This window comes from Streptomyces dengpaensis, from assembly GCF_002946835.1.
GTDB lineage: Bacteria > Actinomycetota > Actinomycetes > Streptomycetales > Streptomycetaceae > Streptomyces > Streptomyces dengpaensis.
The window spans coordinates 300,077-315,052 of sequence record NZ_CP026652.1 but is presented as its reverse complement, the minus strand read 5'-3'; the positions used below and the strand labels follow the sequence as shown (position 1 = coordinate 315,052).

Annotated in this window: 12 protein-coding genes and 2 pseudogenes; 7 read left to right on the top strand and 7 right to left on the bottom strand. The window is 68.7% G+C overall.

Features of this window, described 5'->3' with window-relative positions; all coding sequences use genetic code 11:
• Positions 1–842 precede the first annotated feature (842 nt).
• Complete coding sequence (locus C4B68_RS01475; RefSeq protein WP_099505841.1) at positions 843–2,477, bottom strand: ISL3 family transposase; 1,635 nt, start codon at positions 2,475–2,477, stop codon at positions 843–845.
• Positions 2,478–2,843: 366 nt separating this feature from the next.
• Between C4B68_RS01475 and C4B68_RS01470 the strand changes: the two genes are divergently transcribed.
• Complete coding sequence (locus C4B68_RS01470; RefSeq protein WP_099505840.1) at positions 2,844–3,206, top strand: hypothetical protein; 363 nt, start codon at positions 2,844–2,846, stop codon at positions 3,204–3,206.
• Positions 3,207–3,276: 70 nt separating this feature from the next.
• Here the strand turns inward: C4B68_RS01470 and C4B68_RS42795 are convergent.
• Together C4B68_RS42795 and C4B68_RS01455 are read right to left on the bottom strand one after the other, a co-directional pair.
• A pseudogene (locus C4B68_RS42795) lies at positions 3,277–4,156 on the bottom strand (IS3 family transposase); the annotation flags it as partial.
• Positions 4,157–4,275: 119 nt separating this feature from the next.
• Entirely contained in the window at positions 4,276–4,995 is a 720-nt protein-coding gene (locus tag C4B68_RS01455) for an SDR family oxidoreductase (protein WP_099505837.1), read from the bottom strand.
• A gap of 423 nt (positions 4,996–5,418) precedes the next feature.
• Between C4B68_RS01455 and C4B68_RS01450 the strand changes: the two genes are divergently transcribed.
• On the top strand, positions 5,419–5,910 hold the full coding sequence (locus C4B68_RS01450) for a Mu transposase domain-containing protein (protein WP_373682269.1): 492 nt from the start codon (positions 5,419–5,421) through the stop codon (positions 5,908–5,910).
• A gap of 397 nt (positions 5,911–6,307) precedes the next feature.
• Here the strand turns inward: C4B68_RS01450 and C4B68_RS01445 are convergent, their stop codons facing one another.
• From C4B68_RS01445 to C4B68_RS01435, 3 genes are all read right to left on the bottom strand, one after another.
• The gene (locus C4B68_RS01445) at positions 6,308–7,612 is read right to left on the bottom strand and encodes an MFS transporter (protein ID WP_099505866.1); all 1,305 of its coding nucleotides are present in this window, start codon (positions 7,610–7,612) and stop codon (positions 6,308–6,310) included.
• A gap of 96 nt (positions 7,613–7,708) precedes the next feature.
• The gene (locus C4B68_RS01440; protein WP_180289375.1) at positions 7,709–8,545 is read right to left on the bottom strand and encodes a hypothetical protein; all 837 of its coding nucleotides are present in this window, start codon (positions 8,543–8,545) and stop codon (positions 7,709–7,711) included.
• Between the two features lie 58 nt (positions 8,546–8,603).
• Positions 8,604–9,176 (bottom strand): TnsA-like heteromeric transposase endonuclease subunit, encoded by a 573-nt coding sequence (locus C4B68_RS01435; RefSeq protein WP_306511545.1) that lies wholly within the window; start codon positions 9,174–9,176, stop codon positions 8,604–8,606.
• A gap of 297 nt (positions 9,177–9,473) precedes the next feature.
• Here C4B68_RS01435 and C4B68_RS42790 point away from each other — a divergent pair, with 297 nt between their 5' ends.
• Positions 9,474–9,755, top strand: a complete 282-nt coding sequence (locus C4B68_RS42790) for a hypothetical protein (RefSeq protein ID WP_167458932.1) — start codon at positions 9,474–9,476, stop codon at positions 9,753–9,755.
• Positions 9,756–9,985: 230 nt separating this feature from the next.
• Positions 9,986–10,795, top strand: a complete 810-nt coding sequence (locus tag C4B68_RS01425) for a transposase family protein (RefSeq protein ID WP_240634121.1) — start codon at positions 9,986–9,988, stop codon at positions 10,793–10,795.
• Positions 10,796–10,872: 77 nt separating this feature from the next.
• Here the strand turns inward: C4B68_RS01425 and C4B68_RS01420 are convergent, their stop codons facing one another.
• Positions 10,873–11,241 (bottom strand): VOC family protein, encoded by a 369-nt coding sequence (locus tag C4B68_RS01420; protein ID WP_099505835.1) that lies wholly within the window; start codon positions 11,239–11,241, stop codon positions 10,873–10,875.
• 575 nt (positions 11,242–11,816) lie between these two features.
• On the opposite strand from C4B68_RS01420, the gene C4B68_RS01415 reads away from it, so the two are divergent.
• From C4B68_RS01415 to C4B68_RS01405, 3 genes and pseudogenes are all read left to right on the top strand, one after another.
• On the top strand, positions 11,817–12,656 hold the full coding sequence (locus C4B68_RS01415; RefSeq protein ID WP_206337059.1) for an IS110 family RNA-guided transposase: 840 nt from the start codon (positions 11,817–11,819) through the stop codon (positions 12,654–12,656).
• 80 nt (positions 12,657–12,736) lie between these two features.
• Positions 12,737–14,133: pseudogene (locus C4B68_RS01410) on the top strand (IS1380 family transposase).
• Between the two features lie 79 nt (positions 14,134–14,212).
• Positions 14,213–14,767 carry a transposase gene (locus C4B68_RS01405; protein ID WP_206337114.1) on the top strand — a complete coding sequence of 185 codons (555 nt, stop codon included), beginning with the start codon at positions 14,213–14,215 and terminating at the stop codon, positions 14,765–14,767.
• Positions 14,768–14,976 lie beyond the last annotated feature (209 nt).

Genomic DNA, 14,976 nt, shown 5'->3' with positions numbered 1-14,976 from the left:
CGTGGGAACACCGCTTTTGTCCTGCACAACGCCACCCTTGAAACGGTGGAAGCCATCAATATGACCGGCCGTCTTGGATGGATGCAGACTATCGCAACCTTGGCGAGGGCGCTGCCATTCCCCTGCCCCAGGTCTGCTGCCCTCCGCATAATGGGTAGACAGCCCACCGATCATCCGGTACCGCGGCCGAGTGGCCGACCTACTACTCCCGGCACCGACGGGCAGGCGGCCCGGCAGGCCCAGCGCCCCCGGGGCGGCTGCGCCCCTGATCCGCCGGCCGCCGCACGAGGAGAGCGCGGCCGCCCGGGCCGCCGACACCGCCCATCGGACCCCGGCCGTCCTGTAATCCGTGCAGCGACTGCACCCACAGGCGTACGCCGATGCCGCGGCCGTCGCGGTGGCGGAGTGTGGTGAAGCCGGACCGGTGGGGGCACTGCTCCGCACCGAGAACGCCGAGGCCCTGCGCGCGGGTCCCGGCTGCCGCCGGCAGACGGCGGCAGAGCGGCCCACCACTTCTGCGGCCGAGCAGCCGGCCGGCCGCTGGGCGGCCTGGGTCCGTCCGGCCACCGTCCCCTTCGCATCCAGCAGGGCGATCGCCGCGCCGGTGAGGCCGACAGGCCGTCGGGGCGGTGGTGAGCGCCGCGTCTGCAGAACTGTCCACCGGACATGCCTTCTTCTGTCCCCGGGGTCGGGAAGTCGCTTTCGGTGGCTCCGACCTTGTTCAGCGGCCGCGGCATGCTGGCTTCCAGCGGCCCCAGTTGGAGGGTCGCTCGGACGCATTGAGGGGTGGTGACGGGGCAAAGTGGGCTCTGGCAGCGATCACGGGGAGTCGTCACAGCAGGTCACGCCAGCAGGATCATCTTCCGTAAGAGTTCGAATTCGGCCCGTCCGTAGAGCTGCCGCTTGATCTTCTTGATTCTGTTCACGGCGCCCTCGGTGATGCCTGAGCTCCAGCGGAGCGTGAGTCCGGCGGTCACGGCGTCGATGTCGTTGGTGAGGCCGCGGGCGAAGCTGGTCAGGCCCGGCAGGTCCGCTGCCATGGCCTCGCCGATCCAGGCGGGTAGGAGCACGCCGGTCTGCTCGGTGAGCATGTCGCCGAAGTCGCGGACGAGTTGGTGCGCGGTGGTCAGCTCGGAGCAGTGCTCCAGGACCGCTTTGAGCTGCTGGTGTTCATCCTCGGTCAGCGAGGACGGCCGGCGGGTGAGCCAGCCGGTGACCTGCCGGATACTCGGTGGCGCCGGGGGTGGCTGCGGAGTTCGGCGCGGCTGAGGAAGGCGCTGGACGGCCCAGTCGCGCAGCGTGGAGTAACTGCCGTGCCACCCGCGTTCAGCCAGTTCACGATGCAGGGCCACCAGGGAGATGCGGCCCCGTGTCTCGGCGATGCGTCGGCTCAGGTAGGCGTGGTGGACATCCAGGCTGCTGCCCCGGAGATGACGCCCTGGCGAGACCTGGTGCCAGTGCTCGGCGCGGGCGTATCGCTGCACGGTGTGACGGCCCCAGCCTAGGTGGCGGGCGATGGCCCGGAGCCCCATGCCCTGCTCCAACAGGCCGTGGACCAGGGCATGGTGAGCCTGAAGGCGGGCGGCGAGTCGGCCGTTGCCGTGCGACGTCGCCGGACGCGGTGGCTGTGGAGTCTGGGGCAAGTTGGGCGTCGATGACCGTGAAGGAAGGCAGGTGCGGTGGGCGGCGACGCACTTCTCGACGGCCTGGCCGAGGTTGGCCCACAGGTGGTAGCGATCGGCGACTTGTTGGGCGTCGGGGGCGCCGGCGGCGGCGCCTTCGGCGTAGGCCCCGGCCCGGTCGCGGCAGATGACCTCCACGCCGGGATGTGCGAGCAGCCACATGGTCAACGGCCCAGCCTCCCGGGTGGGCAGCACGTCGACGACCCGGTGTGTGTCTCCGCAGGTCAGCACGGTGGCATAGGTGTGGCCACGTTTAATCGCGAAGTCGTCGACCCCGAGCACCCGCGGAGTGGCGTACGAGGGGTCGGGCATCGCCCGCACCCGGTTCAGCAGCCCCATCCGCCCCGCCACGATGCCCAGCGCGGTCGCCATCCGGGATCCAGCCCGCCCGGCCAGGGCCAGCGCGATCACGTTCAGCAGTGCCCCCAGCCGGTCGGTGCAGCGTGCGTAGGCGCTGGTGAAGCCCGGAATCTGCTCGGCGAACGTCCTCTGCACGCACTGGCTGTTCGCGCAGACGAACCTTCGGACCTCCAACTCGATGCGCACACACCGAGCAGCGAGCGGAACGTCCTGCAGCCGCCTTCGGTAGCGATCGTGCACCCGAACTGACAGGGTTCCGCAGCTGGGGCAACAGCCCTCGCGACCGATGCCGCGAGCTTGGACGGTCGTTGCCGCCGTACTGCACGTTGCCGAGTCGACCCGCAGCGCGACCTCGCCGAAGAGCACGTCCTTCCAGGAGAGTTCGTGTTCGTCCATGTCCAGGACGTCGACGTGTACGAGGACGGACAGCCTCATTCTGTGTGAGGTGAGGGAGCGTCAGGTACGGCTCGAATCGGGAAGGCGTGCCCCGGCGCTCAAGGAGGAATCGAACAGCTCCGGTACCGACTGTGACGACTCCCCGTGATCGCTGCCAGAGCCGCAAAGTGGCCCCACCCCGGCTCTTGCGGTGAGACGGTTCCTGTGGTCTCCGGCGGGGGCGTGCTGTGAATGTCTTTGTCCAAGCCAGAGCTGTTCGATCGGATCCGGCGGGACAGTTGGTAACAGCAGATGTCGATCCGGGCCTTGTCGCGGAAGTGCGGCGTCCACCGTCGGCTCGTTCGCGAGGCTCTGGCCTCGCCGGTACCCGTGCCGGGGCGTCGACCGGCACGGACCTCGCCCCGGATGGAGCCGTACAAGGAAACGATCGGTGCCTGGCTGCTGGCGGATCTGGACGCGCCGCGCCCGCAGCGGCACTCCGTGCGGCGTATCGTCGCGCGGATCGAGGAGGAGTTCGGGGAGGCGATCCCGTATCCGACGGTGCGGGACTTCGTCGCGGCCCGGCGCAAGGAGATCGCGGCCCAGGCCGGGGCGCCGATGGAGGCGTTCGTGACCCGGCACAACGCGCTCGGTGCGGACGCCGAGGTCGACTTCGGCGACGTCTACGTGGACATTGCCGGGCGCCGCACGCGCTGTTACCTGTTCGCCTTCCGGCAGGCCTGTTCGGACAAGGCCATGCACCGCATCTCGTGGTCATGCGGTCAGTAGGCGTTCTTCGAAGGGCACATGCATGCGCTGAAGGGCCTTGCCCTCGAAGAGTGGACACCTGTTCGTGTCGTTATGCGGCAAGTGTCAGGGTGGGTGACTGCCGTTCGTAGGCGATCGGTGCCTGCTGTCCGTTCGCCGAGTGCCGTCGGCGGGTGTTGTAGCGGGTGGTCCAGCGGAAGACGGCCAGGCGGCAGGCGCGAGCGCCGTCGAAGCGGCCGGGCGCCCCGGAGCGCCTCACGTTTGAGGGCGGCGTAGAACCACTCGCCGAGGGCGTTGTCTCGCTCGCGCCGACCGCGCCCGTGGACTGCCGTACCCCCAACTCGGCGCAGAGGTCAGCGAATTCGCGAGAGGTGTACTGCGCTCCGTGATCGCTGTGGAAGACGGCTCCGGTCAGGCTGCCGCGGGTCGCGGCGGCTGCCCTGAGCGCGTCGCCGACCAGAGAAGTGCGCATGTGGTCGGCGATCGACCAGCCCACCAGCGGCGTGAGAAGCAGTCGATCACGGTTGCCAGATACAGGAACTCGCCGTCGCTCACCGGCAGGCAGGTGATGTCGCCGACGTACTTGGTGTTCGGCGCGCTCGCGGTGAAGTCGCGCTGGAACAGGTCCGGCACCGGTGTGGCGGACGGCTCGGGCACGGTGGTGACCTGGCGCTTGCGCAGCCGCAGACCGGCGATGCCGAACTTCCGTACCAACCGCCCGACGCGCTTGTGGTTCACACGCTCGCCCTCGTCGCGCAGCTCGGCGGTGATCCGGGGGCGGCCCCACGTTCCGTACCACTCGCCCTGCACGGCCCGGATCCGCTCGGCAAGCGCGGCATCGGCCCCCTCGCGCGCGGCGCGGGCCTCGCGGCCGGCCCGCCACTTGTAGAAGCTGGAGCTTGCTGCCTCCAGCACGGCACACAACCGCTTCACGCCCAGGCGCGGTGGTCCTCAATGAACTGGAAGCGGTTCCGCGCCCACAGCTCATGCGACATGATCCACGGTGATGCTCCCGCACGTCGCGGCAACGCTCGACTCGCCACACGGATACGGCCTGCAGCGCCGATCCATCCCATCGTGTCAGCCGTTCTCAGGCACTGTTGCGGCCGATGCTCGCACCGCCGTCGACGCGCAGGATCTGGCCGGTGATGAAACCCGCCTTCTCGGAGAGCAGGAAGGCGATGGCGGCTGCGAGCTCGTCCGGGCGCCCGAACCTTCCCATGGGAACAGTCGCCAGGTAGCGGGCGGCTCCGGCCGACCCAGGCGGGTTGGTCTCCCGGAACAACTCGGTCTCGGTGGGGCCCGGGGCGACGGCGTTGACGGTGATCCCGTGTGCAGCAAGCTCTCCGGCCCAGCCTCGCGTCAAGAACTCCAGGGCGGCCTTGGCCGCACCGTAGGCCGTTCGATCGGGCAACCCCAGGGTGACCAGGCTGGTGACGTTCACCACGCGACCCCAGGATCGTTCGAGCATGCCGGGCAAGACGGCCTGGACGATCTGGACCGCGGTGCGCACGTTCATGTCGAGAACCGCGTCGAGGTCGGACAGAGCGACCTCCCCGACGGGCGCGGGTCGCACCATCCCCACATTGTTGACCACGGCGTCGACCGGTCCCGCGGCCATCACTTCGCCCAGGACCTGATCGGTGGCCGCACGGTCGGCAAGGTCGGCTTCGTGGAACTCGCCGGGAAAGGACTGGGGTGCGCTGCGGGCGATGCCCACGGGGGTATGACCTTCTCCTGCCAGCTGCTCGGCGAGGGCGCGGCCGATGCCTTTGGACGCGCCCGTGATGAGTACTCGCCTGCGGGTCATGGGTTCACTCCTTTGCTGCGCTGTTCCGCGCATCGATTGTGTGTGGGGACAGGTCCCGAACACGCTGGGCGGGGTGCCGGCCGGGCGGGTCCGTTATGACAACCTCACCCCGGCCGTGAAGAAGGTCATCTTCCGCAGCCGCTCGCGGGAGGAGAACCAGCGCTGGACAAACTTTACCGAATGCTACGGATTCACCCCTTTCTACCGCGAGCCAGTACTGCGCGGCGCCAACGATGAAGGGCGGGGTCGAGGGCCAGGTCGGCTCCTTCCGCCGCAACTACCTCACCCCGGTGCCGCAGGTCGACAGCCTGGACGAACTCGACGCCCAGTTCGCCGAGTTCGAGGCCAGGGAGGACGAGCGGCGGATCGGGGCGAGGATGCGCTCGATCGCACAGGACTTCGCCCGCGAGGCAGGACCACCCGCTGCACCTGCCCGACGATCCGTTCACTACCGGAATCACGCTCACTCCCCGCGTCGACCGCTACCGCATGATCACCGTGAAGATGCGCCGGTACTCGGTTCCGGTCCGCTTCATCGACCGCAAGGTCACCATCACGCTCACCTGCGACGGGCTCGTCATCTGTGACGGGCGCCGGGAGATCGCCCGGCGTCCCCGCCTGGCCGGCCGTGGCGCCGACCATCTCGTGCTGGACCACTACCTGGAGGCCCTGCTGACCAGGCCCGGCGCCCTGGAACGCTCCGAGGCGTTGCACCAAGCCCGCGCCGCGGGCACGTTCACCGCCGTCCACGAGGCGTTCTGGGCCGCGGCAAGGAAGGCCCTCGGCGGCACCGAAGGAACGCGCGGAGATCGCGGAACTGGTGACCGGTGGGGCGTCCGGCGGAAGCCTGGCGGTCGGCGGCGCGACCGTCGCGGCCGGCGCCAAGGCGCTGACCGCGGGCAAGAGTCTGCCTGAGGGGCCGGTGACGGTTGAGGCTCGCCTCGCGTAGAACGGTCCGGCGGTCCTCTTCGGCGACCTTCTCGTTCCGTTTCTGCTGCCAGATGCCGCCGAGCAGCGAGAGGACGGCGCCCACAAGTGTTCCGGCGAGAGCGATGAGAGCTGTTCCCCAGGCTGAGTCCACACCGACATTGTGGGGCGAGTGAGCAGAGAAGCCACTGTTGATGAGGCTTCTCGAAATTCCCCACCCGTGCTCGGGTCGTTCCCCAGACCTGCTCTTGTTCCCCACCCCGTGATGTGGCTGACGTTCCTCCACGTCACCTGGTGGGTGGCTGGTGGAGCGATGGCCCCAAGTCATTGGCGGGAGCGTCGAGCCTCACCGGTGTCGCGGAGAGCCGTCTCGTTGGGCTTCGGGTCAGGTGGCTGTCGGCGGCGCGTCCTGCGAGGCCGGAAGCGCCCGTCCCAGCCGTGCGAGCGGAGACAAAGCCATCACCACTGGGGACAGCATCATGCCTGCGGCCGTCACCAGGAGGCTGGTGCGCAACCCCCACTCCTCCGCGAGAAATCCACCGAGCAGAGAGCCGGGCGGGGTCAGCCCCATGCCGACAAACGTGATCGTCGCGGCCGTACGGCCTTGCATCCCGTCCGGAGTGACCGCCTGCCGGACGGCCATGACCGTGACATTCACCAACTGGCCGCCGGTCCCGAACACGAAGCTGACCGCAAGGAGAGCGGGAACCGTCACCGCAGCGGAACCGTGCAGCGCGGGCACGCATAGGAACGCGCCGTCGCCGAGTGCCGCCGCGGATACGAGCACCGCACCATAACCGAACCGGCTCGGCAGGCGGGCGGCCAGCATTGAGCCCAGGAGCGCGCCCGGCCCCGTCGCCGCGAGCGCCAGCCCGACGGTGGTGCCCGACAGGTGCAGTTCCCGCGGCAGGAAGAGCAGATAGACGGTCATCATGGCCGCGAAGGAGAACTGGAAGGCGGCCGAGGCGAGACACACGGTCCGCAGCGAGGTATCGCTGACGACAAAACGGAGGCCCTCATGGATCCGCCGCCATATGCGAGGGGGACGTTCCGAGCGCTCCGGGATCGATTCGTGGCGCCGGATCCGCCGGATCGACAGGAATGACAACGCGAAGAACAGCGCGCTGGAGGCGGCAGCGATCGGCGCCGACAGCAGGGACACCAACGCGCCGCCGAGGGCGGGACCGCCGATCTGTGCCGCGGACCGGCTGCCCTCGAGCGCGCTGTTGCCTCGCACCAACTGATCGCGTTTCACCAGCCGCACGAGAGACGCCTGGTATGCCACGTCGAAGAACACGGACAGGACCCCGACGGCGAAGGCGACCACGAACAGTGCGGGCAGGCCGAGCCAATCGAGGAGGCCGGCCACGGCGGCGGCGCCCAGTGCCAGGGTCCGGCCGATGTCCGTCAGCACCATCACCGTGCGGGTCCGCCATCTGTCCACCCACGCGCCGACGAAAAGCGAGAGCAACAGGATCGGCGCCTGCCCCACCGCGCGGAGGAGGCCCAACTGGCCGGCACCGGTGTTGAATGTCAGGACGGCGAAGAGCGGCAACACCAACAGACCTGCATGTTCGCCGAGTTGGGAGGCCGTCTGACCCACCCAGAGTCTACGGAAGTCGCCGTCCCGCCACAGGCTTGACGGAACAGGTCGACTGGAATCGGATTCAGCGGAGGAAGCGGACGGCACGAGGATCCCTTGGATTGCCGACAACGAGGCCCGCCACCCGGCGCACAACAGGTGCACCGACCGTTCAGGCAGGGAAAGGCTCGCTGTGCCGCAACATCAAGGGCAGCACGCGATGACAGGCCGATCACGGCCTACAACGTCAACGCGCGCTCGGACGACCGGGCATGTCTTAACTCCTCGTGGGTCACTCGCTGCCCGAACACTAGCCCTCCGCGCTCTGGCGCGAAAGGCGAACCTTCGGCCACCCTTGACAGTCCGCGAAGATCCCGAAGCTGGCAGGCTATGAGCCCCGTGCCGTTCGGCGACCAGCTTCTCGGCCAGCCGGATCACGCGGGTGCGGGTCCCCGTCGACGAATCCTCCTGCGCGGCCAGGACCTCCAGCACCGCCTCGACCAGCCGCTCGTCCACCCGCCCGGTGCCCGGTGCCATGGACAGCCTGGTGGCCCGCCGGTCCACCAGGCCCCACAACCCTTCATCCCGCCACTTCGACCGCAGCCGGAACAGCGTCCGTTCCGACACCTCGTTGCCTGCCGCGGTCAGCTCGGCCGCTTTGGCCACGAGGCGCTCGTTCACGGTCCGCCACTGCGGGTCGTACTCCGGTCGAGGGCCAGTGCCCTTCGGGGCGTCGGGAGGCAGTCCGGTCTCCACCTCGATCAGGTGCTTCTCGAAGAACCGGGCCTTGCGCAGGGCCACTTCGGGAACGGTGTCCAACAGGCCGAAGGGCGGAAGTCCCGGCGTGGGCGCCGTAGAGTCCAGCAGCTTGAGCCCGTCTGACGCCATCAGGTGGGCGAACATCACCATGCTCGCGGTGTTGTGCTCGTCGACCAGGCGGACGGTCGTGCCCGACAGGCCCACCACCGTGTGGACTCGGTCCTCGAACCGGACCCGGTCACCCACCCGCAGCACGCCCTTCGGCCGCTCGTGCTCCGTCATCAACCCTCCACTCGGCTCACCAAATCGTGGTCACCCAAGGGGCGCGACAGATCCGTCGTCAGCCGCCCGCACCACAACAGATGAAAGACGAACGGCAGGACCACGGGTCACCGACCTGCGCTGCCTGCCCCACCAGGGGGCCGGGAACGGCGACGCGAGATCGACCGGGTGCGAGTGGCGAACCTACGGTGGCTCGCCGGGTTTCGCCATCCACGGTTCGGTCAGGCCGGGTTGGAGGAGGTGGTGGAGGCTGACTCCGGAAGTCCCACCCCACCGCCTCGCATGCAGTCTGGGTACCGGCGAACTTGGCCAGGTCCCGCGGCTTGCGCCGACGAGCCTCCGGCAGGCAGTCCACCACTACGGCCGACCCATCGGCCCGACGGGCGAAGTAGTCCGGCGCGTGGGACAGCCGCATCCCCTCTGCTGACGTCCAGAACAGCCAGAACGGCTGCGACGCGAACCACGTGGCACGAGGATCGAAGTCCATCGAGATCGCGTGATCACGCTCCAGCCAGGACTCGAACCCCACATGCCGCAGCATCGTGGCCGCCCAGTACAACCCCGGAAAGTTCCTCTGCCCCCGGTGCGACGGGAATTCCCGCCGCACCGGAGCGACCTCCTCGAAGGCCATCCCGGTCACGTCCTCCAACGGCCTGCGTGCCTCGACACCATCCCGGACCCAGGCCACCTCGAAGCCGGCCGCCCCGTCCCCACCGCCCGGTAGTTCCCCCTGATCGTCCACGCCAGGACGATGTCCACTGGATTGAAGCTGCGCCATCTTGAAGTGGCTGGTCAGGGTGCTGGTGTGATGTCGTTTCGGGGTGCTCGTGCTGGTCGTGGGCGGCAGTCTGGGGTGTAGATCGTCTGGCAGGAGTGGGTTTGTGGATTCCCGTCCGTCGTCGCGGGTGCCGCTCCTACGCTCCGGCCCATGATGGATCCCGAGGAGTTGGAGCGGATCGCCGCGCGGCGTGCGGAGCTGGACGGACTCGAAGAGCAGCTGGTCAAGCAGCTGTCGGAGGTACGAGCTGAGCGCGATGAGCTGGCCGTGGCCGAGCGGGTGTGGCAGCGGATGAGCGAGCAGCTCGCCGACGAGCGCACGGAGGCCGGGTCGCCGGTGGTCCAGGTGGCAGGTCGGGCGGTGCGGCGGGTCCCGGACCGTGGCCGGGGGTGGCTGAGTCCGCACTGCCGGCGGAGTACCAGCGCATCCTGACCGCGGTGCGGCAGGCCGCCGGCCCGGTCTCCACCCGGCAGATCGGCGAGGTGCTGGGCTTGGACACCGGGGTACGGGCAAGCTGGAGCCGTTGCGCGGGAAGCTCACGAAGCTGGCCGACCGCGGCTGGCTGCACAAACGACCCGACGGGAAGTTCACCACCCGCCCGTGAACGGTCCGCACGGCGATCGGGGCGTAACCAAGGTGCCCCCGGCGGCTGTTGGAATTGTGTGACGAAAACCAAAGAGCACGCCGGGGACACCGTGTCCCTGGTCTACCAGTGCCGCCTGCCGCTGTCCACGCACACCCTGCACTACCTCACCGACCTGCTGCGACGCCATCTGAAAGCGATACGGTCGAGGTGGCGGGCGCTGCCGCCCGGGAGGATCGCGGTGATCGTCTTGGCCGTGCTGCGGCACGATCAGCGCCTGGCCGACATGGCCGGCGGCAACGACATCTCCGCCACCACCATCCGGCGCTGGCGCGACGAGCTGATCCACCTGCTGGCCGCGAAGGCCCCTCGCCTGGACCGCGCCCTGAAGAAGATCGCCCGGCGGGGCGGCGAGGTCGTCCTGATCGACGGCACCCTCATCCCCACCCAGCGCCGTACCGGAGAGGCGAACCGCCCGAACTACTCCGGCAAGCATCGCCGCCACGGCCTGCACGTCCTCGCGCTCACCGACGAGCGGGGCCGTCTGGTGTGGATATCGGCCGCCCGGCCTGGCCGCACCCACGACATCACCGCCGCCCGCCGCGACCGCATCCTGGCCCACCTGCGTGCTGCTGGCCTCGGCGCCCTGGCCGACCTGGGCTTCCTCGGCCTGGACGACGACGGGGACGATCCCGTGGTCGTCACCGGCTTCAAGGCCACCCGCGCCCGCAGGCTCGCATCCGCCGAGAAGGAGGCCAACCGAATCCTGGCCGCCGGACGCGTCCCCGTCGAACGCGGCTTTGCCCACCTGAAGTCTGGCGGATCCTCACCAAGCTCCGTACTGACCCCGCCCGCGCCACCCACCTGTTTCGCGCGCTGCTCGTCCTGACGAACGTCGAGGCCACTACCGACAATTGATCTCTACCGCAGGTAGCCCACGACCAGCACAAGCACCGCGGAACAGCGTCACCGGACCGGTATCGGCTGAGTGAGGTTCACCGGGTTGCCGTCGGGGTCCTGGATGTGGGCGACGCGCTGTCCCCACGGCATGTCGTTGGGGCCGCCGCGGACCGAGCCGCCCAGCGCCGCCACCCGGCCGAGCGTCTCGTCGACGTCGTCGACACCGATGCTGAGCAGGATCCGCGACGCCGCCCCGGTCCCCGGGTTCGCCTTGGCCACCAGCCCGAGGTCGGTGTCGCCGATGCGCAAGCCGAGGTAGAAGGCCGGGCCTTCCGCCGGTACCCGGAAGATCTCCTCAGCGCCGAACAATTTCGTATAGAAGCCGAGCAGAACGTCCTGGTCGGCAGTCACGATCACTGGCTGGATGGTGGACATGGCACTCCTGTCGGGAACGGTCGTGTCGCTGGGTAGACCGTTTGAGGACGGTGATCTCATCGGCAAAACCACCCCGCCGGACGATCTACAACACAGACTGCCGCCCACGACCAGCACGAGCACCCCGAAACGAGGTCACGCCACCCCGCTGACCAGCCACTTCAAGATGGCGGAGCTTCATTGAGACAAGCCACCTGCAACGAGACAAGAGCCACCCCAAAGCGGGACACGGTCTCACTCAAACCTGTCCCGGCCTCCCACCGCAGGCTCAGTGCACAGATCAGTGCGACAAGCCGCGGTTCGACGCGACGGGACAACACCGTCCGCCCGGGCGGACCAGATCACCTGAGCCCATCGGATCCCCTGCGGCGACGCCCGTTCCGGGCGGAAAATGGGTGTGGTTGCTGCCTGTTGACGCCGTCTTGTCTGTGACCTTCGAGGTCGTAACTGAGCCGGGCGCGGGGAGCCAGTCATCGGGCGCCTTCAGTGTCGCTTCGAGCACGCGGATGAGATTCCTCCACCAGCCCTTTGGCTCCCACAGGTGGCAGCCGCCCGGGAGTTGAGGGAGGGCAGTGGTGCTGGAAGAGACGCAGGACACCGAGGAGATCATCGAGCGGGTTGCCGCGCTGGACATCGGCAAGGCCGAGGTCGTGTGCTGCACCCGGGTGCCCCGTGAGGGGTTCCCGGGGCGGCGCATGCAGGAGGTCGTGACCTACCCGACCATGACCCGCTCCCTGCTGGGCATGTGTGACCACCTGCGCTGCCTGGGGGTGAGCCGAGTGGTCATGGAGGCCACGTCCGACTACTGGCGGCCCGCGTTCTACCTCCTGGAGGCGGCCGGCTTCGAGGTGTGGCTGGTCAACGCGAGGGACGTCAAGCACCTGCCAGGCCGGCCCAAGACCGACAAGCTCGACGCAGTCTGGCTGGCCAAGATCGCTGAACGGCAGATGATCCGCCCCAGCTTCGTCCCGCCGCGCGAGATCCGCGTGCTGCGGGACCTGACCCGCTACCGCACCGACCTGGTGGTCGCGCGCACCAGTGAGAAGCAGCGCGTGGAGAAGCTTCTGGAGGACGCCCAGATCAAGGTCACCGCGGTGGCCACCGACATCTTCGGCCCCTCCGGCCGCGACATGCTCGCCGCCCTCATCGCCGGGGAGCGCGACCCCAAGGTGCTGGCCCAATACGCCCGCCGCCGCCTGCGTGCCAAACTCGCCGAACTGGAGGAGGCGTTCACCGGCCACTTCACCGATCACCACGCGTTCCTGCTCGCCAAGATGCTCGGCCGCATCGACGCCATCAACGCCGACATCGCCTCCCTGGATGCCCGGATCGGCGCGGAGGTCGACCCCTACGCCGACGCCATCGCCCGGCTTAGCCTCGATCCACCGAGTGACTCGCGTCCTGTGGATGAGTAATCAAGAAGAGGTGCCTGCTGACCTGCGATGATGGGAGTTCTGACGCTTCCAGCACGCACAATCAGCAAGGCACCTCGTAGATGCAAGTTTCCCACACTCCAGCAGCGGTCTCCGCTGTGTTCGATGACCCGAATCTGATCGCACATGCCGGGCTGGTCCCGGTGATGCGGCTGGCCGAGCGGTGCGGCCTGCCGCGACTGGTGGCTGCGAAGGTGAAGCTGACCGGAGCCAGGAACGGTGCGGGGGCTGCGGCGGAAGCCAAGGTCACCAGCATCGTGGGCGGCATGGCTGCGGGCGCGGACAGCATCGACGACCTTCACATCCTGCGGCACGGTGCGATGCCGGCCGTGTTCGCGGGTATCCGCGCCCCGTCCACGCTGGGCACCTTCCTTCGCGCGTTCACCCACGGTCACGCCCTCCAACTCCACGCCGTCCACCGCAGATTCCTGGCCGCGCTGGCCGCGCACACTCCACTGCTGCCCGGCGCCGACGCGATGGCGTTCATCGATGTCGACTCCACCCACAAACGCGTCTACGGCCGGACCAAGCAGGGCGCCGAGTACGGCCGGTTCAAAGGCATCCGCACCCTGCACCCTCTCCTCGCCACGATCTGCACCCCGCACGCGCGGCCGGTGATCGCCGGGGTCCGGATGCGACGCGGCAAAGCAGCCGACTCCCGGGCGCCCCGAAATTCGTGAGCGAGGCCCTGGCCACCGCCGTCGAGGCCGGCTGCACCGGCATGCGCATTCTGCGGGCCGACTCGCAGTTCTACAACGCCGGGGTGATCGCCGCCTGCCACCGGGCCGGAGCCCACTTCTCGATCACCACCGGCATGAACCCCTCCATCAAACGAGCCGTCCACAGCATTCCCGACGACGCCTGGCAACACATCAGTTACCCGACCGCGGTGCCCGACCCCGAGACCGGTGAACTCATCTCGGACGCCGAAGTCGCCGAGATACCCCAATACAGCGCCTTCGCGAGCCGCAAAAGGAGCGAGCGGGTCACCGCCCGGCTGATCGTGCGCCGCGTCCGTGACCTGGCCAAACCCGCCGTCATGGGTGAACAGGGCGAGCTGTTTCCCGTCTGGCGCTACCACCCCTTCTTCACCGACCAGCCCGCCGCAACCCTGCAAGCCGAGCGGGAACACCGGCACCACGCGGTGGTCGAGCAGGTCATCGCCGACACCAAAGCCGGCGCCCTGACCCACCTGCCCTCCGGGCACTTCCACGCCAACGCCGCCTGGCTGACCCTGTGGGCGATGACCTACAACCTGCTGCGGGCCACCGGTGCACTGACCTCGCCCTTCCATACCAAGGCCACCACCGCCACCCTCCGCAGCCACCTGGTTCAGGTCCCGGCCCGGATCGCCCGCTCCGCACGACGCATCACCCTGCACCTGCCACACAACTGGCCCTGGCAGCACGCCTGGACACACCTCTTCGACACTGTCCACGACCCACCCGCACCGGCCTGATCCCCCCTGACCACCCCGCCCGCCAGGGCCCGACCGGAACCGAACCCGTGGAAAAGCTGGGCAGACCAGCAGCTACAACCTGCCCATCCACGACCACCGACCGAAACCAGCCCACAAAACGACCAAGAGATCATCTTCAGAGCGCGTCGGTGGATCGAGGCTTAGCGAGATCCCCGGCATCAACCCGATCGCAGCCCACGTAATCATCGCCGAGATCGGCCTGGACATGACCCGGTTCCCCACCGCCGCCCACCTCGCCTCCTGGGCGAAGTTCGCCCCCGGCGTCAAGGAATCCGCGGGGAAGAAGAAGGGCCGGGGCACCACGGGCCACGGCAACTCCTACCTGGCCCGCGTGCTGGGCAACTGCGCCACCGCAGCCGGAAGGACCGACACCTTCCTCGGCGAGCGTTACCGGCGCATCGGCCGCCGCCGCGGCAAGAAGAAGGCCCTGGTCGCAGTCGGCCGCTCGCTCCTGGTGGTCATCTGGCACCTGCTCTCGACCCCGGACACCCGCTTCCACGACCTGGGCTCCGACTACTACGACACCCGCATCGACCCCGACCGCCGCAAGCGCAACCACATCCGCCAGCTCGAAGCCCTCGGCTTCACCGTCACCCTCGCACCCGCCGCATGACCGAGACACAGCCCACCCGCCGGCGCTTCGCCCACGGGCTGATGACGCGTGCCTTCCGCTCTCTCCATTTTCGGATGAGACCGGGACCAGATCGACAGAGACGGGACAACAACGAAGCTCGACTTCTTCGCCGGTCTGGGGTGCATGAAGGGCCACCGACGAAGAGCGTTTACCTGCGGCTCTGCGAGCCCGTAACTGTGATGATCCCG

What these genes read in the sequence shown, in the direction of transcription:
- C4B68_RS01420 (WP_099505835.1), bottom strand. Translation starts at nt 11,241, where the DNA reads ATGTCCACCATCCAGCCAGTGATCGTGACTGCCGACCAGGACGTTCTG.
- C4B68_RS01475 (WP_099505841.1), bottom strand. Translation starts at nt 2,477, where the DNA reads ATGAGGCTGTCCGTCCTCGTACACGTCGACGTCCTGGACATGGACGAA.
- C4B68_RS01455 (WP_099505837.1), bottom strand. Translation starts at nt 4,995, where the DNA reads ATGACCCGCAGGCGAGTACTCATCACGGGCGCGTCCAAAGGCATCGGC.
- C4B68_RS42790 (WP_167458932.1), top strand. Translation starts at nt 9,474, where the DNA reads ATGATGGATCCCGAGGAGTTGGAGCGGATCGCCGCGCGGCGTGCGGAG.
- C4B68_RS01440 (WP_180289375.1), bottom strand. Translation starts at nt 8,545, where the DNA reads ATGACGGAGCACGAGCGGCCGAAGGGCGTGCTGCGGGTGGGTGACCGG.
- C4B68_RS01470 (WP_099505840.1), top strand. Translation starts at nt 2,844, where the DNA reads ATGGAGCCGTACAAGGAAACGATCGGTGCCTGGCTGCTGGCGGATCTG.
- C4B68_RS01435 (WP_306511545.1), bottom strand. Translation starts at nt 9,176, where the DNA reads ATGGCCTTCGAGGAGGTCGCTCCGGTGCGGCGGGAATTCCCGTCGCAC.